16 protein-coding genes and 3 pseudogenes are annotated in these 25,164 nt (G+C 71.3%); 14 read left to right on the top strand and 5 right to left on the bottom strand.

The window, feature by feature from the left end:
- Window positions 1–5: 5 nt before the first annotated feature.
- From NEH16_RS08945 to NEH16_RS08930, 4 genes and pseudogenes are all read left to right on the top strand, one after another.
- Window positions 6–1,880 carry a discoidin domain-containing protein gene (locus NEH16_RS08945; RefSeq protein WP_265540882.1) on the top strand — a complete coding sequence of 625 codons (1,875 nt, stop codon included), beginning with the start codon at window positions 6–8 and terminating at the stop codon, window positions 1,878–1,880.
- A gap of 142 nt (window positions 1,881–2,022) precedes the next feature.
- A pseudogene (locus tag NEH16_RS08940) lies at window positions 2,023–5,099 on the top strand (glycoside hydrolase family 3 protein).
- Window positions 5,100–5,190: 91 nt separating this feature from the next.
- Window positions 5,191–6,623 (top strand): annotated as a pseudogene (locus NEH16_RS08935) (hypothetical protein).
- A gap of 38 nt (window positions 6,624–6,661) precedes the next feature.
- Window positions 6,662–7,165 carry a hypothetical protein gene (locus NEH16_RS08930; protein ID WP_265540880.1) on the top strand — a complete coding sequence of 168 codons (504 nt, stop codon included), beginning with the start codon at window positions 6,662–6,664 and terminating at the stop codon, window positions 7,163–7,165.
- A 79-nt stretch (window positions 7,166–7,244) separates the two neighbouring features.
- Here NEH16_RS08930 and NEH16_RS08925 read toward each other — a convergent pair whose 3' ends face one another.
- On the bottom strand, window positions 7,245–8,870 hold the full coding sequence (locus NEH16_RS08925; protein ID WP_265540878.1) for an adenosine deaminase family protein: 1,626 nt from the start codon (window positions 8,868–8,870) through the stop codon (window positions 7,245–7,247).
- 325 nt (window positions 8,871–9,195) lie between these two features.
- Between NEH16_RS08925 and NEH16_RS08920 the strand changes: the two genes are divergently transcribed.
- The 4 genes from NEH16_RS08920 to NEH16_RS08905 all read left to right on the top strand — a co-directional run bounded on the left by NEH16_RS08920 (window position 9,196) and on the right by NEH16_RS08905 (window position 12,750).
- Entirely contained in the window at window positions 9,196–10,053 is an 858-nt protein-coding gene (locus NEH16_RS08920; protein ID WP_265540876.1) for a GH25 family lysozyme, read from the top strand.
- A 90-nt stretch (window positions 10,054–10,143) separates the two neighbouring features.
- Complete coding sequence (locus tag NEH16_RS08915; RefSeq protein WP_265540874.1) at window positions 10,144–11,274, top strand: glycoside hydrolase family 3 N-terminal domain-containing protein; 1,131 nt, start codon at window positions 10,144–10,146, stop codon at window positions 11,272–11,274.
- 86 nt (window positions 11,275–11,360) lie between these two features.
- The gene (locus NEH16_RS08910; protein ID WP_265540872.1) at window positions 11,361–12,092 is read left to right on the top strand and encodes a nitroreductase family protein; all 732 of its coding nucleotides are present in this window, start codon (window positions 11,361–11,363) and stop codon (window positions 12,090–12,092) included.
- Between the two features lie 13 nt (window positions 12,093–12,105).
- Window positions 12,106–12,750 (top strand): class I SAM-dependent methyltransferase, encoded by a 645-nt coding sequence (locus tag NEH16_RS08905; protein WP_265540870.1) that lies wholly within the window; start codon window positions 12,106–12,108, stop codon window positions 12,748–12,750.
- Here the strand turns inward: NEH16_RS08905 and NEH16_RS08900 are convergent.
- Together NEH16_RS08900 and NEH16_RS08895 are read right to left on the bottom strand one after the other, a co-directional pair.
- Window positions 12,747–12,986, bottom strand: a complete 240-nt coding sequence (locus NEH16_RS08900; protein WP_265540868.1) for a DUF397 domain-containing protein — start codon at window positions 12,984–12,986, stop codon at window positions 12,747–12,749. The genes NEH16_RS08905 and NEH16_RS08900 overlap by 4 nt on opposite strands.
- Window positions 12,983–13,810, bottom strand: a complete 828-nt coding sequence (locus tag NEH16_RS08895) for a helix-turn-helix domain-containing protein (RefSeq protein ID WP_265540866.1) — start codon at window positions 13,808–13,810, stop codon at window positions 12,983–12,985. The genes NEH16_RS08900 and NEH16_RS08895 overlap by 4 nt, the downstream gene beginning before the upstream one ends.
- Before the next feature lie 111 nt (window positions 13,811–13,921).
- Between NEH16_RS08895 and NEH16_RS08890 the strand changes: the two genes are divergently transcribed.
- The 3 genes from NEH16_RS08890 to NEH16_RS08880 all read left to right on the top strand — a co-directional run bounded on the left by NEH16_RS08890 (window position 13,922) and on the right by NEH16_RS08880 (window position 17,021).
- The gene (locus NEH16_RS08890; protein ID WP_265540864.1) at window positions 13,922–14,392 is read left to right on the top strand and encodes an ATP-binding protein; all 471 of its coding nucleotides are present in this window, start codon (window positions 13,922–13,924) and stop codon (window positions 14,390–14,392) included.
- 429 nt (window positions 14,393–14,821) lie between these two features.
- Entirely contained in the window at window positions 14,822–16,396 is a 1,575-nt protein-coding gene (locus NEH16_RS08885) for a bifunctional NAD(P)/FAD-dependent oxidoreductase/class I SAM-dependent methyltransferase (protein WP_265540861.1), read from the top strand.
- Between the two features lie 82 nt (window positions 16,397–16,478).
- Entirely contained in the window at window positions 16,479–17,021 is a 543-nt protein-coding gene (locus tag NEH16_RS08880) for a DinB family protein (protein ID WP_265540859.1), read from the top strand.
- A gap of 61 nt (window positions 17,022–17,082) precedes the next feature.
- Here NEH16_RS08880 and NEH16_RS08875 read toward each other — a convergent pair whose 3' ends face one another.
- Window positions 17,083–17,703 carry a YceI family protein gene (locus NEH16_RS08875; RefSeq protein WP_073963774.1) on the bottom strand — a complete coding sequence of 207 codons (621 nt, stop codon included), beginning with the start codon at window positions 17,701–17,703 and terminating at the stop codon, window positions 17,083–17,085.
- A gap of 226 nt (window positions 17,704–17,929) precedes the next feature.
- On the opposite strand from NEH16_RS08875, the gene NEH16_RS08870 reads away from it, so the two are divergent.
- Both NEH16_RS08870 and NEH16_RS08865 read left to right on the top strand, forming a co-directional pair.
- Window positions 17,930–18,469 (top strand): hypothetical protein, encoded by a 540-nt coding sequence (locus tag NEH16_RS08870; protein ID WP_073963773.1) that lies wholly within the window; start codon window positions 17,930–17,932, stop codon window positions 18,467–18,469.
- A 75-nt stretch (window positions 18,470–18,544) separates the two neighbouring features.
- Window positions 18,545–19,612 (top strand): DUF4185 domain-containing protein, encoded by a 1,068-nt coding sequence (locus NEH16_RS08865; protein WP_265540855.1) that lies wholly within the window; start codon window positions 18,545–18,547, stop codon window positions 19,610–19,612.
- Between the two features lie 71 nt (window positions 19,613–19,683).
- On the opposite strand, the gene NEH16_RS08860 is transcribed toward NEH16_RS08865, so the two are convergent.
- Window positions 19,684–20,913: a glycoside hydrolase family 64 protein gene (locus tag NEH16_RS08860; RefSeq protein WP_265540853.1), complete on the bottom strand. Its 1,230-nt coding sequence runs from the start codon at window positions 20,911–20,913 to the stop codon at window positions 19,684–19,686.
- Window positions 20,914–21,288: 375 nt separating this feature from the next.
- Between NEH16_RS08860 and NEH16_RS08855 the strand changes: the two are divergent.
- A pseudogene (locus NEH16_RS08855) lies at window positions 21,289–25,136 on the top strand (endo-alpha-N-acetylgalactosaminidase family protein).
- Window positions 25,137–25,164 lie beyond the last annotated feature (28 nt).

The following is a 25,164-nucleotide window of genomic DNA, read 5'->3' as shown; positions in this document are numbered from 1 at the left end:
CCACCATGCCCTCTCGTACGACCCTGGCAGCCACCACCGCCGCTCTGATCGCCCTCGCCGCCCCCATGGCCTTCGCCGCCCCGGTCCCCAAGCCGGCGGCGGCGCAGGCCGCGGCCTGGGACACCGACCGGGCCGCCGCCGCGTACACGGCGAACCCGGGCGCCGTCACCGCCTCCGGCAGCGAGAACGCCGCCTCCGGACCGGGGGCGGCGGCCGACGGCAACGGCACCACCCGCTGGTCCAGCGACTTCGCGGACAACGCCTGGATCCGCGTCGACCTCGGCTCCGTCATCCGCGTCAGCAGCGTCACCCTCGACTGGGAGGCCGCCTACGGCAAGAAGTACGTCCTGGAGGTGTCGAGGAACGGCACCGACTGGACCACCTTCTACACCGAGGACGACGGCACCGGCGGCAGCGTCACCGCGCACACCTACCCGCAGGAGGTCACCGGCCGCTACGTCCGGATGCGCGGCATCCAGCGCGCCACCCCCTGGGGCTACTCGCTGTACTCCTTCAAGGTGTACGGAGGAGAGCCCGCCCCGGCCTCCACCACCCGCACCAACCTCGCCCTCAACCACCCCGCGTACGGCGACTTCTACCAGCACGCGGGCAACTCCCCGGCCTTCGTCACCGACGGGGGATGGCCCGCCGACCTGAAGGCCGACCAGTCCCGCTGGTCCAGCGACTGGAACGCCAACCGCTGGGTGGGCGTCGACCTCGGGGCCACCTCCACCATCGACACCGTGGACCTGTACTGGGAGGCGGCCTACGCCGTCGACTACCGCATCCAGGTCTCCGACGACAACCGCACCTGGCGCACCGTCTACCAGCCGTCCGCCTCGGAGGTCGCCGCCCGCCGCGCGGACGTCAAGTCGCCCGGCGACGCCGTCGGACGGCACGACACCGTCAAGCTGCCCACCCCGGCGACCGGCCGCTACGTCCGGATGCTGGGTGTCGAGCGGCGCTCGTTCTACAACCCCGCGCCCGCCACCGCCCAATTCGGTTACTCCCTCTACGAGTTCCAGGTGTGGGGCACCGGCGGCAGCGCGAACGCCGCCTACCCGGCCCTCCCCAAGAACCCGGGCGGCGCCTACACCACCACCTTCTTCGACGACTTCACCGGCTCGGGACTCGACCGCAGCAAATGGCGGGTCGTGCGCACCGGCACGGAGATGAACCCGGTCAACGGGGAGTCCCAGGCGTACGTCGACTCGGCGGACAACATCCGTACCGAGAACGGCTCCCTGGTCCTCCAGTCGAAGTACTGCAAGGGCTGCACCCGGACGCCCGCCGGGACCTTCGACTTCACCTCGGGCCGCATCGACACCAACACCAAGTTCGACTTCACCTACGGCAAGGTCAGCGCCCGCATGAAGCTGCCGGTCGGTGACGGCTTCTGGCCGGCCTTCTGGATGCTCGGCAGCGACGTCGACAACCCGGACGTGTCCTGGCCCGGCTCGGGCGAGACCGACATCATGGAGAACATCGGCTACGGCGACTGGACCAGCTCCGCCCTGCACGGCCCCGGCTACTCCGCCGACGGCAACATCGGCAAGCAGCAGACGTACGCGAACGGCGGCCGGGCCGACCAGTGGCACACCTACGGCGTCGAGTGGACGCCCGAGGGCATGACGTTCACGGTGGACGACCGCGTCGTGCAGACGACCTCCCGCTCCAAGCTGGAGTCCACGCGCGGCAAATGGGTCTTCGACCACAACCAGTACGTGATCCTCAACCTGGCGCTCGGCGGCGCGTACCCCGCCGGGTGGAACAAGGTCACCAGCCCGTACTGGGGCCTTCCGCAGTCCAGCGTCGACCGGGTCGCGCAGGGCGGCGTCAAGGCGGAGATCGACTGGGTGCGGGTGGAGCAGAAGAAGTAGCGCCCCCGGACCCGGCCCAGAGACACCCCCACGCACCACCACCCCCCACAGGCACGTCACCTTCCCGTACCACCCGCGTCCCGCGCACGGCCCGGCACCCCCGCCGGGCCGCGCGCGGCCACCGTACGAAGGAGCCGCACAGATGCCACCCCGCACCCGCCGCCGGGCGAGACCCGCGACCGCCGTGCTGGCCGCCGCCACCGTGGTGGCCGGCCTGCTCGCCGGCGCCGTCCCGTCCACGGCGGCACCGGCCGCCGACGAACCGGCACCGGTCGCCGTCGACCGCTTCGAGGGGAGGTGCCCTTCGCCGGCCAGCCGGCCGAGGGCATCTTCACCTGGGGCGGCGACGCCGACGACCCGCCCACCCTGGCGCTGAAGGACCGGTCCGACGCCCCCGAGGGCGCCAAGGTCCTCGAAGGCACCTACGACATCAGCGGCTACGGCGGCTTCAGCCACGACTACGCCGCCGACGCGCAGCCGCACGACTGGTCCGCCCACAAGGGCATCCGCTTCTGGTGGTACGGCCAGAACACCGCGCCCCTGCCGCCCGGTTCGGGCAAGCGGATCAACTTCGAGATCAAGGACGGCGGCGCCAACGGCGAGGCGTCCGAGCTGTGGACCACCTCGTTCACCGACGACTGGGAGGGCTGGCACCTCGTCGAGATCCCGTTCGCCGACTTCGCCTACCGGGGCGACTACCAGCCCGTCGGCGGCATCGACCAGGTCCTCGGCCTGAACGAGATGTGGGGGTACGCCCTCACCCTGCCGACCGGCGCCCCCGGCACGTTCGCCATGGACGGCGTCGAGCTGTACGGCAAGGCCGACGCGGCCCTGAAGGCGAGCGTCGTCACCGACGCGGCGGTGGTCCCGGTGAAGCAGGGCGCCTCCGCGTCCCTCGGCTTCACGCTCACCACGACCGGGTCCGTCCCGCTGGACGAGCCCGTCACCGTCGCGTACGAGACGAAGGGCGGCACGGCCAAGCCCGGCACCGACTACACGCCGGTCAGCGGCACGTACACCTTCCCGGCGGGCACCGCGTCCGGCACCACCCACCAGGTGAGGGTCGCGACGAAGAAGGTCTCCGGCGCCGCCGCCGCCAAGACCGTCCCGCTGGAGCTGACGGTCACCGGCGCCCGGCCGCCGAAGGAGAACCCGCAGGCCGTCATCGACGCCCACGGGCTCCCGTACCAGAACGCCAAGCTGCCGGTGAAGCAGCGCGTCGCGGACCTGCTCGCCCGGATGTCGCCCGCCGAGAAGGCCGGCCAGATGACCCAGGCCGAGCGCAACGCGCTCTCCTCGCAGGGCGACATCGCCACGTACGACCTCGGCTCGCTGCTCTCCGGCGGCGGCTCGGTCCCCTCGCCCAACACCCCCGAGGCGTGGGCCAAGATGATCGACGGCTACCAGCTGCGCGCCCAGGCCACCCGCTTCCAGATCCCGCTGATCTACGGCGTGGACGCGGTGCACGGCCACAACAACCTGGTCGGCTCGACGGTCATGCCGCACAACGTCGGCCTCGGCGCCACGCGCGACCCGAAGCTGGCCGAGAAGACCGGTGCCGTCACCGCGAGCGAGGTCCGCGCGACCGGCGTCCCGTGGGACTTCGCGCCCTGCCTCTGCGTCTCGCGCGACGAGCGCTGGGGCCGCTCCTACGAGTCCTACGGTGAGGACCCGGCCCTCGTGAAGTCCCTGGAGACCGTGATCCAGGGCATGCAGGGCGCCGCCGACGGCAAGGACCTGGACCGCAACGACAAGGTGCTGGCCACCGCCAAGCACTACGTCGGGGACGGCGGTACGGAGTACGGCTCGTCCACCACCGGTTCGTACACGACCGACCAGGGCGTCACCAAGGTCACCCGGCAGGAGCTGGAGGCCGTCCACCTCGCGCCCTTCGAGGACGCGGTGAAGCGGGGCGTCGGCACGGTCATGCCGTCCTACTCCTCGCTCGACATCATCGGGGACGACCAGGGCCCGGTGAAGATGCACGGCGACGCCGAGATGATCAACGGTGTCCTCAAGGACCGCATGGGCTTCGAGGGCTTCGTCATCAGCGACTACAAGGCGATCGACCAGCTCCCCGGCGACTACGCGAGCGACGTGCGCACGTCGATCAACGCCGGGCTCGACATGATCATGGTCCCGACCGAGTACAAGGACTTCACGAAGACGCTCCAGGACGAGGTCACCGCGGGCCGCATCCCGCAGTCCCGGATCGACGACGCGGTCTCCCGCATCCTGACCCAGAAGTTCAAGCTGGGCCTCTTCGAGCAGCCGTACGCGGACACCGCCAACCTGAAGAAGATCGGCTCGGCGGAGCACCGGGCCGTGGCCCGCGAGGCCGCCGCCAAGTCGCAGGTCCTGCTGAAGAACGACGGCAACGTGCTGCCGCTGAAGTCCTCGCAGAAGGTGTACGTCGCCGGCTCCAACGCCGACGACATCGGCAACCAGGCCGGCGGCTGGACCGTCAGCTGGCAGGGCTCCTCCGGTGCCATCACCCCGGGCACCACGATCCTGTCCGCCATGAAGAAGGACGCCGCGTCCGTCACGTACTCCAAGGACGCGTCCGCCGACACCGCCGGCTACGACGTCGGCGTGGTCGTCGTCGGGGAGACCCCGTACGCGGAGGGCGTCGGTGACGTCGGCAACGGGCACGACCTGAAGCTGTCCGACGCCGACCGGGCCGCGATCGACAAGGTCTGCGCCGCGATGAAGTGCGCCGTCCTGATCGTCTCGGGCCGCCCCCAGCTCATCGGGGACCAGCTCGACGGCATCGACGCGCTGGTGGCGTCCTGGCTGCCGGGCTCCGAGGGCGACGGCGTCGCGGACGTCCTCTTCGGCAAGCGGGCCTTCACCGGGCAGCTCCCGGTGACCTGGCCCAAGTCCGAGGCGCAGCTCCCGATCAACGTGGGCGACGCCTCGTACGACCCGCAGTTCCCGTACGGCTGGGGCCTCACCACGCTGAAGAAGCCCCCGGCCGGCGGCGAGGTCACGCTCGCCCTGCTCGGCCTGGCCGCCCAGGTCGCCGAGCGCACCGGCCTCGGCAGGAGCGAGGCCGGCCGGGAGATCGTCGGCCAGGCCCGGCTGCTGGTCCAGCAGAAGATCGGCGGCAAGCTGACCGAGAAGGTGTCCAAGCCGTTCGCGGACGCCGACCACCTGCTGCTCACCGGTGATCTGACCGGTGCGGTGGCGAAGCTCAGGACGGCCTACCGGGCCGCCTGACGACGCGGGACGGGCGGGCGGCACCAGGAGGCCGCCCGCCCGTTCCGTACGTCCCGACCCGTTTCGCACGCGTGTGCGTTAGCTTGGGAGTATGCGGAACAGGCCGTTTCTCGTCTCCACGGCCCCGGCGGCGCTCCTGGCGGGGCTCCTGGCCCTGCTGTCCGCCCTCGCGCTCTTCCTGGCCCCGGCAGCGGCCCCGGCGACCCCCGCCGCGACCGGCGCCTCCACCGTGAACGACGTCGCCCAGGCCCTGCGCAGGGGCCCCGTCTACGTCGACCCCGCCGCATCCGACCAGCTCTCCCGGAGCCAGGCCGCCGCGCTGAGCAAGAAGATCGAGGACGCGGACAAACCGGTGTTCGTGGCCGTGCTGCCGAACACCGCCGCCTTCCCCGAGGACACCGTGCTGCGCACCCTGCGCGCCGAGACCGGCATCACCGGCGTCTACGCGATCCGCCTCGGCGACGGCTTCAGCGCCGGCGCCGACCCCCAGGTCATGTCCCGGAACGCCGTCATCAACCTCACCGCCGCCGTGAAGACCCCCGGCGCGGACACCGACGCGGCGACCCAGCTCAACGCCTTCGTGGACCGCGCCGTCGAACAGGCCCGGGGCAGCGCCCCCGCCTCCTGGAGCGGCGGCGAGCACTCCGCGTCCAACGGCAGCTCGGCCGCCGTCGGCCTGGCCGTCACCGGTGCCGTGGTCGTCCTCGGCGGGGCCGCCGCGTACACGGTCGTACGCCGCAACCGCAGGCGCAAGGAGGAAGAGGAGCGGCTCGCGCTCGACAGGCTGCGGGTGGTCGTGGACGAGGACATCACGGCGTACGGGGAGACCCTGGAACGGCTCGACTTCCACCCGGCGGAGCCCGGCGCCGACGACGCGATGCGCGGCGACTACGAACGCGCCCTCGACTCCTACGAGAGCGCCAAGTCCCGTATGGCGGGCGCGAAACACCCCTCGGACGTGCGCGGGGTGACCCAGGCCCTGGAGGACGGGCGCTACTCGCTCGCGGTGCTCGACGCCCGACGCTCCGGCCGCGCACTCCCGGCCCGCCGCCCGCCCTGCTTCTTCGACCCGCGCCACGGCCCCTCGGTCGCGGACGTCCGCTGGGCCCCTTCGGGCGGCAGCGCGCGGGAGGTCCCGGTGTGCGCGGCGGACGAGACCCGGCTGAACGAGGGCGAGGGCCCGATGAGCCGCACCGTCGAGATGGGCGACGGCACCCGCCGCCCGTACTGGGAGGCGGGCCCGGCCTACGGCCCCTGGGCGGGCGGCTACTTCGGCGGCGGCCTGCTGCCGGGCCTCCTGGTCGGCACGATGCTCGGCTCGATGCTGGCCACCCCGGCGTACGCGGCGGACTACGGGGCGGCGACTACGGCGGCGGTGACCTGGGCGGCGACTTCTCCGGCGGTGACTTCTCCGGTACGGACTTCGACTCGTCCGGCTTCGGAGGCGGCGGCTTCGGCGACGGGGGAGGCTTCGGGGACGGCGGCGGTTTCGGGGGCGGCGGGGACTTCGGGGGCGGCTTCTGAGCCGGGGGAGCCCGGTACCCCGTGCCAGAATCGAGCGCATGAACGACGCGACCGCGACGCCCATGGCCCAGCTGGTGCACCGCCGGTGGCGCGACCGGGAGGCGCCCGACGGTGACGTCATCGTGTTCGCCGACGGCTCCCTCCGCGTGATGGACCTCCTGCGGACGCAGCCGCCCGGAGGGTCGGGCGATCCGCGGGCCGAGAGCTGGCAGTGGCTGGAGATCCTGCGGGCCACCGAATGGAGCACCGAGGACTGGGTGGACGTCGAATCCACCCACGCCGTCCACGTCCACGGGGGAAGCCGCGCCTCGGCGGGGGAGTCCGCCCGGCACGGCTCCATCGGCTGGGTCGCGCTGACCCGGGACGACGGGGAGAGCACCCTCGAATGGCTCGCCGTCTCCCGCTGGTCCGACCCGTTCCGCGAAGTCGCCCTGGACGACACCGCGCTGACCGCGGTCAGCACCGCAGGCCGCGTCTGGACCTTCCCCCGCGACGCACCCCAGAACGTGCGGATCACCCTCGCCCCGGGCGGGCGCGGCTGAGGCGGGACCCGGACACGCGACCGGGCCGCGGGGGGACGGCCCCGCGGCCCGGACGTGGTGGAACGGCTGCCCCGCGGGCTCAGCCGCGGCCCCCGTGGGCCCGCTCGAACGCGGCGAAGGCGACCTCCTGGCGCCACTCCGTCGCCGCCTTCGGGCTGCCCGCGAGGTACCGCGCACAGCGCGCGCTCGGGCGGCCGTCACCGGGGCGGTCGGCGCGGCAGGCCGCCACCACGCGGTAGCCGGACGGGGCGGTGCCGGTGGCCCACAGGCTGCGGCCGTCGCGGAAGGCGTACTCCAGCGAGGCGCGGGCCAGGTCCTTCAGCTCGGTGTACGAGAGGCGGTAGGTCTTCGCCGCGTACTGGTACTCGTGGCTGATGTCGATCCGGGAGACGCCCGGATCGTCCGTGGAGAGCACGATCGGTACGCCGTAGCGGCGGTACGCGTTGAACGGGTGCTCGTCGCCCGCGATGCCGAGGATCTGCTTGTTGCTGGAGAACGGCACCTCGACGGCGACGTGGCGCCGGGCCATCGTCCGGGCCAGCGCGCGCCAGTCGTCCTCGTGGACCAGGTCCACGCCGTGGCCGATGCGCTCGGCACCGGCGACCCGGACCGCCTCGTTGATGTGGAAGGTCAGGTCCTCCGGCTTGACCAGGCCCGGGGCCAGCTCACCGGCGTGCAGGGTGAGGTGGGCGCCCGGGTACTGCCCGCGCAGGTACTTCAGCATCCGCATCTGGAGGCTGTAGTTCTCCAGCGAGCTGTCCCAGTCCTCCGGCTGGACGAGGTTGACCGCGACGAACCGCGGGTCGCGCTCGGCCAGCCGCATGCCGACGGCCATCTGCGTGAAGACGCGGACCGGGGAACTGCCCCGGGAGACCTGGGAGATCCAGCGGACGGGCAGCTTGCAGGCGGGCGCCGGGCGCGGGGTGTCGCAGTGCGCGGCCTCGCGGAACTGCGCGTCGCTGTCGTCGGCCTCCTGGACCGCCTCGTCGATGACCTTGTCCAGCTTGCCGCCCGCGACGAGCTTGCGGTGCAGCGCGGCGAAGTCGGCGTCGTAACCCACCGCGTCGGCCAGTGTCTTGGCGCTGTCCGAGGCCGGGCTGACCATCGTCTCCAGGTAGAACTGGTTCTGCTTCACCACGGTGTCGGCGACGTTGGCGAGCATCTTGCCCCGGGCGTACCAGGTGGCCATGCCGAACTTGCCGAAGGTGTCGAAGAAGTGGTCGTGCCCCGACTCGTCGGCCGGGAAGTCCTGCATCGACCAGGCCCGGATGATCTGCTGCCGGAACGCGGGGTCCGTGCGCGCGTCGGAGGCCGGGCGGGCGCCCGGGGCGCACGGCGACGCCACCGCGGTCATCGTCGCGTCGATGCAGAGCCCCTGCTCGATCGCGAGCTGGAGCAGGTATTCGGTGGTCACCGCACCGGACAGGTGATTGTGCAGGTCACCGCCCTTGGGCAGCTCCTTGAAGAAGGCCCGCAGCTGAGCGGGCCGCTCCCGCAGCGAGTCCAGGTAGTCGGCGGTACGGCGTTCGGCGGGCGTCACCGGCCGGGGCGCCGCATACGCGGTGGTGCGTACGGCGCTGTCGCGCGCGGGCGCGGCGGCGGTCGCGGGGATCGCCGGGATCAGGCTCAGCAGGGCGAGAACGCCGCCGAACCCGGCCAGCACAGGGGACTTGGGACGGCGGACCGTCCGGTTGGTAGAGATCACCGAGGCATGATCGCGCTCGCCAAGGTCATTTGCCCGCGAATCATGCCTTTGGGAGGGAACGTCCACCCGATCGAGTGGGGGCCGGGCCTGGCGGACCGGGTCGGTCTCGCGGAAAGTTCTGCCGGGCGGCGGGAGTTCGCGCAGTTCAGGGCGGCGGATGGCGGTCTAGACCACTAACGAAGACTGGAAGCTATTTACCGGAGGGCCGCTTCTGTGGCTGACTATGTCGTGTTCGCGACAAGTGGACGCGCGTAGACCCATGCGTGAAGCGTGCTGCCCGAGCGGCCCGGCCACGGCCGCTCCCCCCACCAGCAGGAGGCTCCTCATGATCACTCGCAAGAGACTCACCGCGGCCGGCGTCCTCGGCACGAGCGCGGCGCTGCTGCTCGGCCTGATGTCCGGCACCGCCTCGTCGGCGCCCCGCCAGGACAACCCCGTCCCGCTCGGCAAGGGGTACATGGGCGTCGGCTATGTCCAGGACAGCAAGGACTTCAAGCCGGACACCCGCCGACTGGCCCTGGACGCGAAGCCGGACGCCAACCTGAAGGCGAACCCGGTCGGCATCGACGTCTCCAGCTGGCAGGGCGGCATCAACTGGAACTCGGTGCGCGGGGCGGGCATCGAGTTCGCCTGGATGAAGGCCACCGAGGGCCTGACGTACAAGGACCCGACGTTCAGCGCCAACTACCTGAACGCCTACAACGCGGGTGTCATCCGGGGCGCGTACCACTACGCCCGCCCGGACGTCTCCGGCGGCGCGGCGCAGGCCGACTTCTTCGCGAGCAACGGCGGCGCCTGGTCCCGCGACAACCTCACCCTTCCGGGCGTGCTGGACATCGAGGGCACCTGCTACGGCTACTCCCAGGCCGGGATGCGGCAGTGGGTCCTCGACTTCTACAACAAGTACAAGGCCCGCACCGGCCGTGACGTCGTGATCTACACCAGCCCGAGCTGGTGGAACACCTGCACCGGCGGCTGGAACGGCATGTCAGCGCTCAGCCCGCTCTGGGTCGCGCACTGGACCTCCGCCGGCAGCCCCAGCATCCCGTCGGGCTTCCCCTTCTGGACGGTCTGGCAGTACAGCTCCACCGGCGCGGTCAGCGGCGTCTCCGGCAACGTCGACCGGGACCGCTTCAGCGGCGACCGCTCCCGCCTCCTCGCCCTGGCGAACAACACGCCGTGAACGTAAACGTATAGGTGTACGAGCCGGAGCGGCCCGGTCGGGCCGCTCCGGCCCCGCCCGCCCCCATGACCGTTCACGAAGGAGCACGTCATGACCCCACCCCTGAGCCGGCGCGGCGCCCTGATCGCCGGGGCCGCGGCCCTCGCCGGCGGTCTGGGCCCGGCGGCCGGCGCGGCGGAGGCGGCCCGCCGGCTGCCGGAGAGCACCCGCCCACGCCTCTCCGCCCTGTCGCCCCTCCAGCGCGCCGGGCAGCGCGTCATCCACTCGTACCCCGGCCTCACGCCCCCCGCGTCCCTGATGACGGCCATCGAGCAGGGCCACACGGCAGGCGTCATCTTCTTCGGCGAGAACGTCCAGAACCTGACGCAGATCGAGGGCGTCATCCGGTCCATGGAGAAGGCCCGCGCCTCGTCCCCCGTCAAGGCGCCGCTCCTCCTCATGACCGACCAGGAGGGCGGCATGATCCGCCGCCTGCCGGGGGAGCCCGTCAAGTCCGCGAAGGACGTCGGCGCCTCGTCCGACCCGCACTACTGGGCCGACTTCACCGGCAGCGGCGCGGGCCTCAACCTCGCGGGCGTCGGCATGAACGTCAACCTGGCCCCGGTCCTCGACGTGTACCGCACGGCCGGCGACTTCACCGACCAGTACGAGCGCTCGTACAGCAAGTCGGCCGCCGCCGTGGCCAGTTGCGGCGCGGACTTCATCACCGCGCAGCAGCGCGAGGGCGTCGCCGCCACCGCCAAGCACTTCCCGGGCCTGGGCCCGGCGACGGCGAGCCAGAACACCGATCTGCGGTCCGTCACGATCACCACCTCCGCCTCGACCCTCCGCAGCGTGGACGAGGCCCCCTACCGGGACGCCATCGCGGCGGGCGTCAAGCTCGTCATGCTCTCCTGGGCGATCTACACGGGCCTGGACTCCGCCCGCCCCGCCGGGCTCTCGCCGACCGTCGTCGGCGAGCTGCGCAACCGGCTCGGCTTCAAGGGCGTCACCGTCACGGACGCGCTGGAGGCCGGTGCGCTCTCGTCCTACGGCAGTACGTCGCAGCGCGCCGTGAAGGCCGCCGCCGCCGGGATGGACCTGCTGCTCTGCTCGGCCCGCAGCGTCTCCCAGGGCGACGAGGCCGTCGCCGCGCTGGCCGACGCCCTGGGCGACTCCCTGGACCCGACCGCCTTCGACGCCGCCGCGGCCCGCGTGAACGCTCTGCGCGCCGGGCTGTGACGGCCCGCCGCCCGGCGCGAGGGGGCGTCGGGCGGCACCCCAAGGGGCCTTATCGGTACGGGAATCGGGCCGTAGACTCCGCGATCATGACCTTCGAAACGAGCTACGCTGACGCGCCCTCGCCCGACGGCCCCGCCCTCTTCCCCACGATGTCCACGATGCGCGCCATGCGCCGCCTCAAGCCGGACGCCGTGCCGGACGAGACCATCGACCAGCTCATACAGGCCGCCGTGTGGGGCCCGAGCGGCGGCAACATGCAGTGTTACGAGTACGTCGTCGTCACCGACCGCGCGGTCATGGCCGAGCTGGCCCCGCTCTGGAAGCGCTGCGTGGACGCCTACCTCGCGACGACCGGCAAGCACGCGCCCACGGGCATGGACGAGGCCGCGTACGGGCGGATGGTGGCGGCGATCGAGTACCAGCGCGACCACTTCGCGGACACCCCGGCGCTGATCATCCCCTGCTACAAGTTCCCGGAGCCGCGTTTCGACGAGGAGGGCCTGGGGATCTACGCGGCCTCGCTCGGCCCGGCCGGCCTCGACCACATGGCGAACACCCAGACGCGCTTCCAGGCGCTGGCCGAGGGCTCCTGCGTCTACCCCGGCGTCCAGAACATCCTGCTGGCGGCGCGGGCGCTGGGCCTCGCGGCCAACATCACCATCTGGCACCTGATGCTGGAGCAGGAGTGGAAGGACGCCCTCGGCATCCCCTCGGACATGCACACCTTCGCCGCGATCCCGGTGGGATGGCCGCAGGGCAACTTCGGCCCGGTCCGCCGCCGCCCGGTGGCCGACGTGGTCCACCGCGACCGCTGGTAGGGACGCCCTCACCATGTCCTCGCCCATCCCCGGCAGCTCCGCCGACGTCGTCCGTACGTGGGACGCCCGCGCGGACCACTATCTGCGGCTCTTCCGCGACGAGTTGGCGCAGAAGCCGTACGACCTGGAAGTCCTGCGCGCGTTCGCCCAGCGGGTCGGCGCGGGCGGCCGGGTGTACGACGCGGGCTGCGGCCCCTGCGGCCACGTCACGGCCCTGCTCGCGGCGCACGGCCTCGACATGCTGGGCATCGACCTCTCACCCCGCTGCGTGGCGCTGGCGCGCCGGGAGCAGCCGGGCGTGCGGTTCGCCGTCATGGACCAGACCGCGCTCACGGGCGGCCCGCTCGACGGCCTGGTCGCGTACTACTCCCTCCACGACCAGCCCAAGCACCGCCTCCCCGACACGATGGCGTCCTGGGCCGCCGCGATACGCCCCGGCGGCCGACTGCTGATCGTCGCGAAGGAGGGCGAGGCGGACGGCGTCACCGCCGACCCCCTGGGCAGCGAACTCCGCGTCTACTGGGCGGAGTTCACCGCGTACGAGCTGCGCAGGGCAGCCCACGAGGCAGGCTTCGCCACCGACGACTGCACGGTCCGCGAGGCATACGAGAACGAGATCCCGTCCCGCCGCGTGTACCTCACGGCGACGAGGCGCTAGCCGTTCGCCCGCAGAAACGCGTCCCACACGGCGGGCGCCACGGTGAGCATGGGCCCGTCGGTGACCTTGGAGTCCCGGATGTGCACGGCGGCGGGGTGCGCGGCGACCTCGACGCAGTCGCCGCCCTCGCTACCGCTGTAGCTCGACTTGCGCCAGTCGTAGGCGACTTCGAGGCAGTCGCCGCCCTGGCTGCCGCTGTAGCTGGACTTGAACCAGTTGAGGCCGGTGCGGGTCATCTCTCTCCAAGCAGGTGTTCCAGTAGGCGGATGCTCTCCTCGGGCGTGAGAGCCTGCGACCGGAGCATCCCATATTTCTGTTGGAGAACGCTGACGTCATCCGGATCATCGTGGAGGAAGCTGACCAGCTGCCCTTCCACGTAGGCGAGATAGTCGTGGTCCGGGGTCTCCAGAAGGACCATCGGGCCGTCGAGGGCAGCGTGCTTGGGCAGGTCCGACGGCATGATCTGAATGCTCACGAAGGGGAGTTCGGCGCACTCGCGCAGGCGCTCGATCTGCCTGCGCATCATGCCGGGCTCTCCCATCTCGCTGCGCAGGACGCTCTCCTCGATGATGAAGTGCAGCATGGGGCGCGGCTTGCGGGCCAGGAGTCTTTGCCTAGCCATCCGGGCTGCTACCTGGTCCTCCTGCTCGTGCTCCTCCAAAGGCGGGTACTGGCAGGACAGAACGAACCGTGCGTACTCCTCCGTCTGAAGCAGCCCGGGGACGACCTGGTTCTGGTACGACATCAGGCTCAGGGCGTTCTGCTCGTAGTCGACGAAGTCCTGAACGAACGCCGGGAAACGCTCCTTCTGCGGCACCTTGGAGACGGCGACCTGCAAGGCCGTTTTGGTGTCCAGGAGCTGGTCCAGGACCATCGCGAAGTCCAATTGCAGCGCGCGACGGCCCTGCTCGATCGACGCGATCGTGTCGTCGCTGACCCGGCACTGGTCCGCGAGGGCGGCCTGAGTTAACCCGGCGGCCCGCCGGAAGGTCGCCACCTGGGCACCGATCAGGTGCCACGACGTAATCCGCTTCTTGCTCGTCCGCTGCGCTTTCTGCATGCAGTGCCTCTCCCCGTTCAGAACGCGTGATGACCCGTCACCGCTCGTACATCGACTTCGTACGACCTGACGCGGTGCACAACGGTAGTTACGTTGTGTGACCTTCGTCGCTTGAACGAAGCAACTCAACTCCTTGAATCCCGCGAAGCCTTCTACCGCCGGGAGCGCAGGTCCGTGCCGCTCGTACGGAAGTTCGTCCGGCAGGCCCTGGCCGACTGGGCGTGCGAGGAGCACCATGTGAACACGGACGACGTGCTGCTCTGCGTGAGCGAACTCGCGACCAACGCGCTCGTACACGGCGTGCCGCCGGGCCGGGGCTACCGCCTGTTCCTGCACTGGGACCGCGAGGAGACCCGGCTCAGGATCGAGATCCACGACAGCGGCGACGGCCAGGTCCCGGAAACGGCCCCCGCCCCGGACCCCACGGCGGAACGCGGCCGGGGCCTGATGCTGGTGTCCGCCCTGGCGACCAAGTGGGGCGTCGGCGAACGCAACCCCGGCAAGATCGTCTGGTGCGAGTTCGCCGCCCCGGCGAGGCTGTTCGCCGAGATCCCACACTGGGCGGCGAGTATGGACGCATGAGCCACGACGTATCGGTGCTCCTCGCGCCGGGAGTCCCCCACGAAGCGGAAGCGTGCCTGGTCCGGCACTCGGGGGCCCTGGATACACCGCCGGCGTCCAGACCGGCGTAACCGTGGAACGACCGGGAAAGGCGCAGCCGACGAGCGTGCTGGGGTCGAGCCAGGGGCGCGAGCGGGACTGATCGGGTTTCCTCCGGTGGAGCAGGCCGATGGCTTCGCACTCCGTCTTCCGGCAGAGATCCGGCAGGCCCCCTACGCCTCTTCCGTAAGTGTCGCGCTGCGAACCGGTGAGCTTGCCGAGTTCTTTCGATGACGCGACGGATCAGGACGAAGGAGTCCTTCCGTGCGTGGGCCTTTTTGCCGCACCGGCAAGGATGTTTGCCGTACGAGGCGCCGGTGCGCACTATCTCCGTACATGGAGGAGGTTCGCATGAGCGACAACACGCAGGCGTACGACGTAGTGGTGATCGGTGGCGGGGCCGCCGGGCTGAGTGGGGCGTTGGCCCTGGGGCGGGCGCGGCGGTCCGTGCTCGTGATCGACGCGGGGGACCCGCGCAACGCGCCCGCGTCGCACGTCCACAACTACCTGGGCCGCGAGGGCACCCCGCCCGGCGAGCTGCTGGCCATCGGGCGGGAGGAGGTCGCCGGGTACGGGGTCGAGGTCGTGACCGGCGAGGTCACCGCCGCCGAGCCGCTGCCGGAGCACTCCGGGTTCCGGGTCGTCCGCGCGGACGGGACCGCCGTCACCGCGCGGCGGCTGCTGGTCGCGACCGGGCTGACCGACGAGCTGCCGCCCATCCCGGGCCTGGCCGAGCGGTGGGGCCGCGAGGTGCTGCACTGCCCGTACTGCCACGGCTGGGAGGTGCGCGACGCGGCGATCGGTGTCATCGCCACCAGTCCCATGGCCGTGCACCAGGCGCTGCTGTGGCGGCAGTGGAGCGAGGACATCACGCTCTTCCTGCACAACGGGGTCGAGCCCTCCGACGAGGAGTACGAGCAGCTCGCCGCGCGCGGCATCGCGGTCGTGGACGGTGAGGTGGCCGGCCTGGAGGTGACCGACGACCGGCTGACCGGCGTCCGCCTCGCGGGCGGCCGGGTGGTCGAGCGGGCGGCCGTGGTCGTCCAGACGAGGCTCACGGCGCGGTCCGGCCTGCTGGAGAGCCTGGGGCTGCGGCCCGAAACGGTGGAGATGGGCGGACAGCTCATCGGTTCGTACATCGAGGCGGACCCGGCGGGCATGACGGAGGCGACCAACGTGTGGGTCGCCGGCAACGTGACCGGTCTCCTGGACCAGGTCATCGGCGCCGCCGCCGCCGGGCTCAAGGCGGGCGCGGCCATCAACGCGGACCTCGTCACCGAGGACACCCAGCGCGCCGTGAAGGCCCGCAACGCGCCCTCCGACGCCGAGATGTGGGACGACCGGTACCGCGAGAGCCACCGCATCTGGAGCGGCAAGCCCAACACCGTGCTCGTCCGCGAGGTCGAGGACCTGGCGCCCGGCCGGGCGCTGGACCTGGGCTGCGGGGAGGGCGCGGACGCGGTCTGGCTGGCGGGCCGGGGGTGGCACGTCACCGCGACGGACATCTCGCGCGTGGCGCTCGGCCGGGCCGCCGAGCATGCGGCGGAGGCCGGGGTCGCCGACCGGGTGGACTGGCAGTTCCACGACCTGGGCGCCACCTTCCCCGAAGGGGCGTACGACCTGGTCTCGGCGCAGTTCCTGCACTCCATGGGCGACCTGCCCCGCGAACGCATCCTGCGCCGGGCGGCCCGCGCGGTCGCCCCGGGCGGGGTGCTGCTGATCGTGGGGCACGCGGGCTTCCCGGCCTGGGACCACCGGCACGCGGACGTGGAGCTGCCCACGCCCGACGAGGTGCTGGCCCAGCTGGAGCTGCCGGAGGGGGAGTGGGAGGTGCTGCTCAGCGAGGAGCACGAGCGCGTCCAGAACGACCCGGACGGCAACCCCACCACCCGTACGGACAACGCCCTCAAGGTCAGGCGGCGTTGACCGCGCGTACAGGACCGGATCTGACCTAATGCGCTCGTACTGTCGGTTCTGACGGCGGAGCGGAACGACGGAAGGCAGAACCATGAACGCCAACGAGACGGCCACGGCGAACACCGGCTCCGACGAGCGGGCGGACCTCCTGGAGGCGCTGGGCAAGCAGCGGCACTTCCTGCGGTTCACCACCCGCGACCTGACCGACGAGCAGGCCGGGCAGCGGACCACCGCGAGCGAGCTGTGTCTCGGCGGCCTGATCAAGCATGTGACCTCGGTCGAGCGGGGCTGGGCCGCGTTCATCGTGGAGGGCGCCGCCGCGATGCCGGACTTCAACAAGATGACCGAGGCGGACTTCGCCAAGCGGGCCGACGAGTTCAAGATGCTGCCGGGGGAGACGCTGGCGGACGTGCTCGACGCGTACGAGAAGGTGGCGACGGACACCGACGAGCTGGTCGCCTCACTGCCGGACCTCGGCGCCGCGCACGCTCTGCCGAAGGCCCCGTGGTTCGACGCGGACGCGAAGTGGTCGGCCCGGCGCGTGCTGATGCACATCGTCGCGGAGACCGCGCAGCACGCGGGCCACGCGGACATCATCCGGGAAGCCCTGGACGGCTCGAAGTCCATGGGCTGAACGCCCGGCGGCCCGCCGCCCGCTCCCGTAACGACGGGCGGGGCGGCGGGCGCCCGGGGGATCACGCCTGCGGGGCGGCCTTGATCGCGGAGATGTCGAAGTTCAGCTTCACCTTGTCGCTGACCATGACGCCGCCGGTCTCCAGCGCCGCGTTCCAGGTCAGGCCCCAGTCGGAGCGCAGGATCTCGGCGCCGCCCTCGAAGCCGACGCGCTCGTTGCCGTAGACGTCGGTCGCGGAGCCGTTGAACTCCAGGTCGATGGAGAGCGGGCGGGTCACGTCCTTGATGGTCAGGTCACCGGTGACGCGGTACTTGTCGCCGCCCAGCTGCTCGGCGGAGGTCGAGCGGAACGTCATCAGGGGGAACTTCTCGGCGTCGAAGAAGTCACCGCTCACCAGGTGGCCGTCGCGGTCCTTGATGCCGGTGTCCACGCTGGCGATCTTCACGTCGATCGAGGCCGAGGAGTTGGCCGGGTCGCTGCCGTCGAGCTTCAGGGAGCCCTCGTGCTCCGCGAAGGAGCCGCGCACGTTGGTGACCATGGCGTGACGCACGGTGAAGCCGATGCTGCTGTGCGCCGGGTCGATCGTGTAGTCACCCGTGAGAGCAGCCAGGGCGGGGTCGACGTCGGCCGTGGTCGTGGCGGCGGCAGCGGCGTTGTCGGACTTGCGGTTGAACAGAGCCATGGCTCCTCCTCGAAGACCTGGCCGAGCGGGCTCGACCTGTTGTTTAACCTTCAACGACATTCACTGTAGACCCACCTTGTTCAAAGTTCAACATCTATCGCGCCGACTGTTGCGATGCCGGCCATCTGTTCACGCGGCCGTTACGCGAGGCCCTCTGGCGACGCGCGTAGAACTGCGGCACCATCTCTCCTGCCCCTTTGTCATGCACAGGAGGAGAGAGTCCCCCATGGTCTTCCACGCGCCCCAGGTCTCCCGGATGACGCTGCGCCCCGTCCTGACCGCCCTCGCCCTCGTGCTCGGCGTCCTCTTCGCGCCCGGCTTCGGCCTGGTGAGCGGCACGACCGACGCGTACGCCGTCACCAAGCTCACCCACAGCCAGGCGACCTCCCGCTTCAGCTCCTCCGGGATCACCTGGTCGTCCTCCGGCGGCTGCTCCAACCGGAACGTCGCCACCTGCACCTCGTTCGACCAGCTCAACCTGCCGACCGCCCAGGGCGCCCAGACCCTGAAGAGCGCCACCGGCTGCGCCCTGAACATCACCGGCGGCACGGAGACCGGGCACGCCAGCGGCACGTACTCGCACTGGAACGGCTACAAGCTCGACTTCGGCAAGACCACCTGTCTCACCAACTACATCAAGAGCGCGTTCAGTTACATCGGCCTGCGCGGTGACGGCGCCCCCCAGTACAAGTCCGGCTCCGGCAACGTCTACGCCGACGAGGGCAACCACTGGGACGTGACCTACTACAACTGCGGCGGCTGCTGACCCGGCCTCCTCGCGCGGGTGCCCCGTCCTCGCGGGCGGGGCACCCGCGTTCCCCGTACCCCCACAGGAGTCGCCATGAACGCACTGAACCCGAGCCGCCGCACCCTGCTGCGGACCGGCGCGGGGGCCGCCCTCGCCGCCGCCGGACTCGCGGCCGGCGCCCCCACCGCCGGCGCCGCGTCCCTCGTCACCGGCGGCAAGGTCCGCAACCTCACCGGACCGGCGGAGACCGGCCGCTTCGCCGCACCCTGGACCGACCTCGGCATCCCCGCCCGCTGCCCCGACGGCTCGATGCTCTTCGTCTGCGGCGACACCTTCGACGGCGGCGGAGTCGGCGGACCCGACTGGCGCGCCCCCGTCGGGCTGCGGGCCTCCAAGCCCTCCCTCGGCTCCCTCGTCATCGACGGCAGCGTCGGCGGGGCCCATGCCAACGGGCTCGTCCCCGAGGGCCACGCGGGCGGCACCACGGCCATCCCGTCCGACGTGTTCACCGTCGGCTCCACGATGTACATGCACCTGATGCGCGGGGTCATCTACCGCACCCACCACTCGGACTTCTGGCGCTCCGACGACAACGGCACCACCTGGCAGTACCTCTGCCAGTGGCCCGGCGACCAGTACGGCGGCCAGTTCCAGCAGAAGACGTACGCGGTCGCCGACGACGGGTACTGCTACGTCCTGTCCACCGCGTTCAACCGGGACATCACCTCGGGGCTGCTGCTCCACCGCGTACGGCAGGACGCCCTCGGGAACCCCGCCGCCTACCAGCCCTGGGGTTACGCGGGCGGGGCCTGGGCCTGGGGAAACGCGCCGACCACCATCACCGGGGCCCGCCGCTGGGGCGAGATCTGCTTCCGGGCCATGGGCGGCAAGTACGCCTTCACCTGGCTCAACATGGCCCCGCTCGACATCAGGGCGCAGGTCTTCGCGCTGCCCACGTCCAATCTGTTCGCCACCCCGGAACAGACGGTGATCGTGCCGACCGTGCCCGGCCTGGAGGTGGGCAACGCGGTCGCCAGCCCGTACGGCGGGTTCATCGTCCCGGGCTCGACGTTCGCCGACTTCCACCTCGCCGTCAGCCAGTGGTTCGACAACCAGAACTACCGGGTCATGCAGTACCGCATCAACGGGCTCGCCGCCTGAGCGCGCGTAAGCGAAGGAGGGAGGACCCCCGTCCCGCCCGGACGGGGGTCCTCCCGGTCTGCGGGGTGAGGTCAGGAACCGACGCTCACCGTGAACCGCCTCGGGTTGCCGTCGTTCGCGGCGCCCGAGACGTCCGGCTGGCCGTCCGGACGCACGTCGTCGTACGGGAAGGCGTAGCCGATCGGGCTGTTGGCGTGGACGATCCGGGACCAGTGGTTGGTCACCGCGCCCTGGTAGTAGTCCGACACCGAGGTGCCGTTGGGCTGGTCCGGGTGGCTGAGCATGATCGAGCGGTTGAAGCCCGCCGCCAGCCGGGCCAGCAGGGCCTTCTTGTCGTCGTTGTCCGCCGGGTTGTTGGTGAACGGACCGTGGTTGCAGGTGAAGATGTCCTTCGACACCGGCTTGCTGAAGGTGTGCCCGCCGTCGAAGGTGAGCGTGTCGCCGCTGACCCGGCCCGTGCGCACGCCGCGCCCGCCCTGGAGGTCGATGCGCAGGTCCGTCGAGCGGTACTTCTCCCAGACCTGGTCGATCTGCGCCGTGAACAGGTCCCGGAACGGCATCTGGTCGGGCCGGTCGAAGTAGGGCGCCATCAGGTTCTGCGGGGAGATGACCCGCAGCACGCTGCCGTCCGCGCCGCGGGTCACCAACTGGTCCCAGGGCTGGCCGTCGGCCGCCGCCTGGGCGATGAGGCCGTCGGCGATCCGGTTCACGGCGCCGTCGGGGAGCGGGGCGACGGTGTGCGTGGAGTCGCCCTCCAGGGTCAGGCCGATCGGGAGCGCGGTCACCAGGTCGACGTAGCTGATGTTGGCGTACAGCTGCTGCGGGTTGAACGTGAACTCGCAGAACGACCAGGTCCGCCCGTAGTTCGGGTCCGTCGAGGTGGCGAACGCCGGCTCGACCAGGGCCGGGCCCGGGTTGAGGTAGAAGGTCAGGGTGTCGTCGCGGACGAAGTAGACCCGGGCACCGTACATCTGAGGCAGCGTCAGCACGACCGGCGCGCCGCCCGCCCCGTTCAGCGGGATCGCGCAGTCGACCGGCAGCGGGGTCTGCGGGGCCGAGGGGGAGTCGGGGTGGTAGACGCTGCCGTCGGCGCGGAGCAGGACCCAGCGGTCGGTGCCCTGCTCGTGGCCGGTGACATAGGCGTTGACGCGGCCGGGCAACGACTTGTTGACCAGGGCGAGTTCGCAGGTGGCGGCGGAGGCCGACGCGCTCGGGCTCAGCGCGCTGCCCCAGAGGGGGTACGTCAGTGCGGTGGCGGTGGCGGCGGCTCCGCCCGTCAGGAACTTCCGGCGCGAAATCATGAGGCGACTCCGGGGGTACGTGGGGGGCGCGGACGGATGGACCGTGCGGGGAGGTGGAGCGGGGGGCGTCCGCGGTGCGCACCACTTTCTCGACGTGCGGCACGGGCGTCAAGACTTGTGACTGAGAGCGCTCTCAAAAAGAAGAACTCTTCACAACTCGACGCTGGTGAGCGGCACTTGCCTGGACGTCGCTCGACGCCCGCGAACGCCGTGATCAGGAACTGAACGCGGTGCCCCGGATGTCCCGGTCCCGCCCCACTTGGGCTTGCTTGGACTTACGGAAGGCGGTTGTTGGACTGGCGAAGCCCTCGGGGCCGTACGTCGTTGACGGTGCGCGGAGCCGACGACTACGCAGTGCACATGTCACCAAGCCGTATGCCGGTGGGCGTCGCAGCCGCCGCCTCAGCAGCCGTCCTGGCCCTGGTGGGGACCGCCCTCCCCGCCGTGGCCGCCGCCCCCTCACCCGCTGCCGCCGTGCCCGCGGGCAGCCCCGTCCTCTCCTCCGCGCAGCTCGCGGTCGCCGTCGCCGCGGACTTCCCGCGCGTCCTCACGTACACCGACCGCGGATCCGGCAAGCAGCTCACCGGCTCCACCCGCCCGGTCACCGCCGTCACCCTGAACGGCACCGCGCACCCGGTGAAGCTCAAGGGCGCCCCGAAGACCACCGGCTCGGCCGCCCGCTACACGCTGACCTTCACCGACCTGCCCGGGGTGGAGATCGACGCCACGCTCTCCGTGTCCGGCCGCGCCACCACGTTCAAGGTCACCGCCGTCCGCGACACCGCCGCGTTCCGGGTGTCCACCATCGACATACCCGGGCACGACCTGGTCTCCGTCGCGAGCACCGACACCGGGGCCGCGACCGCCTTCACCAAGCTGGACACCGACTCCACGAGGACGGCCGACGTCTTCGCCAAGGTCACGGGGACACCCCGGCCGAATCCGCGCCCACCGGCGCCACGTACGCGATCGTCAACACCGGCTCGCTCGCGGCGGCCGTCGAGTCCAACTCCTCGTACGACAAACCCTCCGGCGCCACCGGCGGGGACGACGCCCGGTTCTGGCACCAGGCCCGCAAGGAGGACGACGGCTCGAAGCGGGTCGCCGTCTGGTCCGGGCAGTGGACCTACCGGGGCGAGGGCGCGCCGAAGCCGGAGAGCGGGGACGCCCTGCCCTGGGCCAAGGTCGTCGTCACGCCCGACGCCAACGGTGACCGTACGGTCGACTGGCAGGACGGGGCGGTCGCGTTCCGCTCGATCGGCGTAACCGCGCCGGGCAGCGAGGACACCGCGGACCGGGTCATCACCCACATCCCGTTCAACTTCGCCAGCCAGGCCACGCACCCCTTCCTGCGCACCCTGGACGACGTCAAGCGGATCTCCCTGGCGACGGACGGCCTCGGCCAGCTCGCCCTGCTCAAGGGGTACGCCTCCGAGGGCCACGACTCCGCCCACCCCGACTACGGCGGCGACTACAACAAGCGCGCCGGCGGCCTCAAGGACCTCAACGCCCTGCTGAAGGACGGCAAGAAGTGGGGCGCCACCTTCGGCGTCCACGTCAACGCCACGGAGGCGTACCCGGAGGCCAAGGCGTTCAGCGAAGAGCTGGTCGACAAGACCAAGCCGGGCTGGAACTGGCTGGGCCAGTCGTACTACATCGACCAGCGCCGCGACATCAACAGCGGCGACCTCGCCAAGCGCTTCCAGCAGCTGCGCGACGAGACCGGCTCCAACCTCTCGATGCTGTACATCGATGTGTACTACACGCACGGCTGGATCGCGGACAAGACCGTCCAGGCCCTCCAGAAGCAGGGCTGGAACGTCTCCAGCGAGTGGGCCGACAAGTTCGAGCGGGCCTCGCTCTGGTCGCACTGGGCCAACGACCTGGACTACGGCGGCGCCACCAACAAGGGCCTCAACTCGAAGATCATCCGGTTCATCCGGAACAGCGAGAAGGACGTCTGGAACAACGATCCGGTCCTCGGCCAGAGCGCCATCGACGAATTCGAGGGCTGGACCGGCGAGACCGACTGGAACGCCTTCTACGACAACGTCTGGCAGCGTGACCTGCCCGCCAAGTACCTCCAGCAGCAGAAGATCACCCGCTGGGACGGCAACGACATCGCCTTCACCGGCGGCATCTCGGGCACCGTCGAGGACGGCAAGCGCACGTTCTACGACCACGGCCGCAAGGTCCTCAGCGGCACCGACTACCTCCTGCCGTGGGACGGCGGCAAGAAGCTCTACCACTACAGCCAGAAGGGCGGTACGAGCAGCTGGTCGGTGCCCTCGAAGGGCGCGTACACCGTCTACAGGCTCACCGACAACGGCCGCGTGAAGACCGGCACGGTCCGCCCGGTGAACGGGAAGATCACGCTCAAGGCCGAGGCCGGGCAGCCGTACGTCCTCTACCCGCACCGGGCCCCGAAGGCCGCCGACCCGAAGTGGGGCGAGGACACCCTCGTAGCCGACCCCGGCTTCAACGACGACCGGCTCGGCGACTGGACGAAGGCCGGGACCGCCGTCCGCGACACCGACGCCCAGGGCCGCAACAGCGCCAAGCTCTCCGGCTCCGGCACCGCCGCGCTCTCCCAGCGCATCGGCGGCCTGAAGCCCGGCGCCCGCTACACCGCGTCCGCGCTCATCGAGGTCGAGCCCGGAAAGACCCGGCACACCACGCTCTCGGCGGGCGGTAAGTCCGTCGCCGTGGACCGCTCCACCGCCAAGGACTACGTCGCCGCGTCCGACTGGCACGGCAGCTACTTCCAGCGCGCCAAGGTCAACTTCACCGCCCCGGCCAACGGCCGCACCACCCTGCGCATCGAGGCCGCGGACGGCAGCACGGCCACCGTCCGCGCCGACGACGTCCGCCTCGTCGCCAACGCCCCCGCCACGAAGAAGAACACCGTCGTCCACGAGGACTTCGAGGACGTGGACCAGGGCTGGGGCCCCTTCCTCAAGGGCGACGCGGGCGGCTCCACCGACCCCCGCACCGTCATCTCGCAGCTCCACGCCCCGTACACCCAGGCCGGCTGGAACGGGAAGCTCATCGACGACGTGATCGGCGGCAAGGAGTCCCTGAAGGCCCACGAGGAGAACACCGGCCTCGTCTACCGCACCGCCCCCTGGACCGTCCCGATGACCGCGGGCCACCGCTACCGGGTCGAGTACGACTACCAGTCCAGCCACGCCGGGGCCTACGAGTGGGTCGACGGCTACGACCGGATCACCGCCGACGGCAAGCCCGCCTCCGTCGAGACCCGGACCACCGCCATCGGCGCCCAGCACTCCACCGGCCACTTCACCGAGACCGTCACGGCGGGCTGCGGCGACACCTGGACCGGGCTGCGCAAGCGCGGCGACGCCCCGGAGGGCGCCGACTTCGTGCTCGACGCCTTCACCGTGACCGACCTCGGCGAGGCGCCCGCCGGAGAGCGGGCCGCCTGCTCCACGCTGACCGTCGCGGCCAAGGCCGAGACGCTTGAGCCGGGCACCGCCAACCCCGTCGAGGCGAGCTTCACCAACTACGAGTCCACCCCCGCGACCGGAGTGCAGGTGGACCTCGCCGTCCCCGAGGGCTGGCAGGCCGAGCCCGCCGGAGCCGTCGCCTTCGACTCCGTCGCACCCGGCGCGAAGGTCACCGCGCGCTGGCAGGTCACCCCGCCGGTGGACGCCGCGTACCGCACGTACGCCCTCACCTCCGAGGCCACGTACACGACCGGCGACGGGCAGCGGAAGCTCGGCGCGCAGACCTCCGTACGCACCCTGCCCCCGCCGCCCACCAAGGACAGCTGGGCCAGCGACCTCGACTGGACGGCCACCACCAACGGCTGGGGGCCGGTCGAGCGCGACCTGTCCAACGGCGAGACCGGCACCGGCGACGGCACCGCGCTCACCATCGGGTCCACGGTCTACGAGAAGGGGCTCGGCAGCCACGCCCCGGCGACCATCCGCTACTACCTCGGCGGACAGTGCACCTCCTTCACCGCCGAGGTCGGCGTGGACGACGTCCAGAAGACGGCGGGCAGCGTGCAGTTCTCCGTGGAGGCGGACGGCGCCGAGAAGGTGAAGTCCCCGGTGCTCCGGGCCTCCGACACCGCCTGGTCGCTCACGGCGGACGTCACCGGCGCCAAGTACGTCGAGCTGATCGCCGGTGACGGCGGCGACGGCAACGGCAACGACCACGCCGACTGGGGCAACGCCCGCTTCCACTGCGGAGGCTGAGCGTCCCCCGGGCCCCGCTCCCTTTGTG

The organism is Streptomyces drozdowiczii (assembly GCF_026167665.1).
Lineage (GTDB): Bacteria > Actinomycetota > Actinomycetes > Streptomycetales > Streptomycetaceae > Streptomyces > Streptomyces drozdowiczii_A.
The sequence above is the reverse complement of the archived record's forward strand: the minus strand, read 5'-3'. Positions and strand labels throughout refer to the sequence as shown.

Bases quoted from the DNA above. Each gene is read 5' to 3' on its own strand.
- NEH16_RS08945 (WP_265540882.1), top strand. From the start codon at position 6: ATGCCCTCTCGTACGACCCTGGCAGCCACCACCGCCGCTCTGATCGCC.
- NEH16_RS08930 (WP_265540880.1), top strand. From the start codon at position 6,662: ATGAACGACGCGACCGCGACGCCCATGGCCCAGCTGGTGCACCGCCGG.
- NEH16_RS08920 (WP_265540876.1), top strand. From the start codon at position 9,196: ATGATCACTCGCAAGAGACTCACCGCGGCCGGCGTCCTCGGCACGAGC.
- NEH16_RS08915 (WP_265540874.1), top strand. From the start codon at position 10,144: ATGACCCCACCCCTGAGCCGGCGCGGCGCCCTGATCGCCGGGGCCGCG.
- NEH16_RS08910 (WP_265540872.1), top strand. From the start codon at position 11,361: ATGACCTTCGAAACGAGCTACGCTGACGCGCCCTCGCCCGACGGCCCC.
- NEH16_RS08905 (WP_265540870.1), top strand. From the start codon at position 12,106: ATGTCCTCGCCCATCCCCGGCAGCTCCGCCGACGTCGTCCGTACGTGG.
- NEH16_RS08900 (WP_265540868.1), bottom strand. From the start codon at position 12,986: ATGACCCGCACCGGCCTCAACTGGTTCAAGTCCAGCTACAGCGGCAGC.
- NEH16_RS08895 (WP_265540866.1), bottom strand. From the start codon at position 13,810: ATGCAGAAAGCGCAGCGGACGAGCAAGAAGCGGATTACGTCGTGGCAC.
- NEH16_RS08885 (WP_265540861.1), top strand. From the start codon at position 14,822: ATGAGCGACAACACGCAGGCGTACGACGTAGTGGTGATCGGTGGCGGG.
- NEH16_RS08880 (WP_265540859.1), top strand. From the start codon at position 16,479: ATGAACGCCAACGAGACGGCCACGGCGAACACCGGCTCCGACGAGCGG.
- NEH16_RS08875 (WP_073963774.1), bottom strand. From the start codon at position 17,703: ATGGCTCTGTTCAACCGCAAGTCCGACAACGCCGCTGCCGCCGCCACG.
- NEH16_RS08870 (WP_073963773.1), top strand. From the start codon at position 17,930: ATGGTCTTCCACGCGCCCCAGGTCTCCCGGATGACGCTGCGCCCCGTC.
- NEH16_RS08865 (WP_265540855.1), top strand. From the start codon at position 18,545: ATGAACGCACTGAACCCGAGCCGCCGCACCCTGCTGCGGACCGGCGCG.
- NEH16_RS08860 (WP_265540853.1), bottom strand. From the start codon at position 20,913: ATGATTTCGCGCCGGAAGTTCCTGACGGGCGGAGCCGCCGCCACCGCC.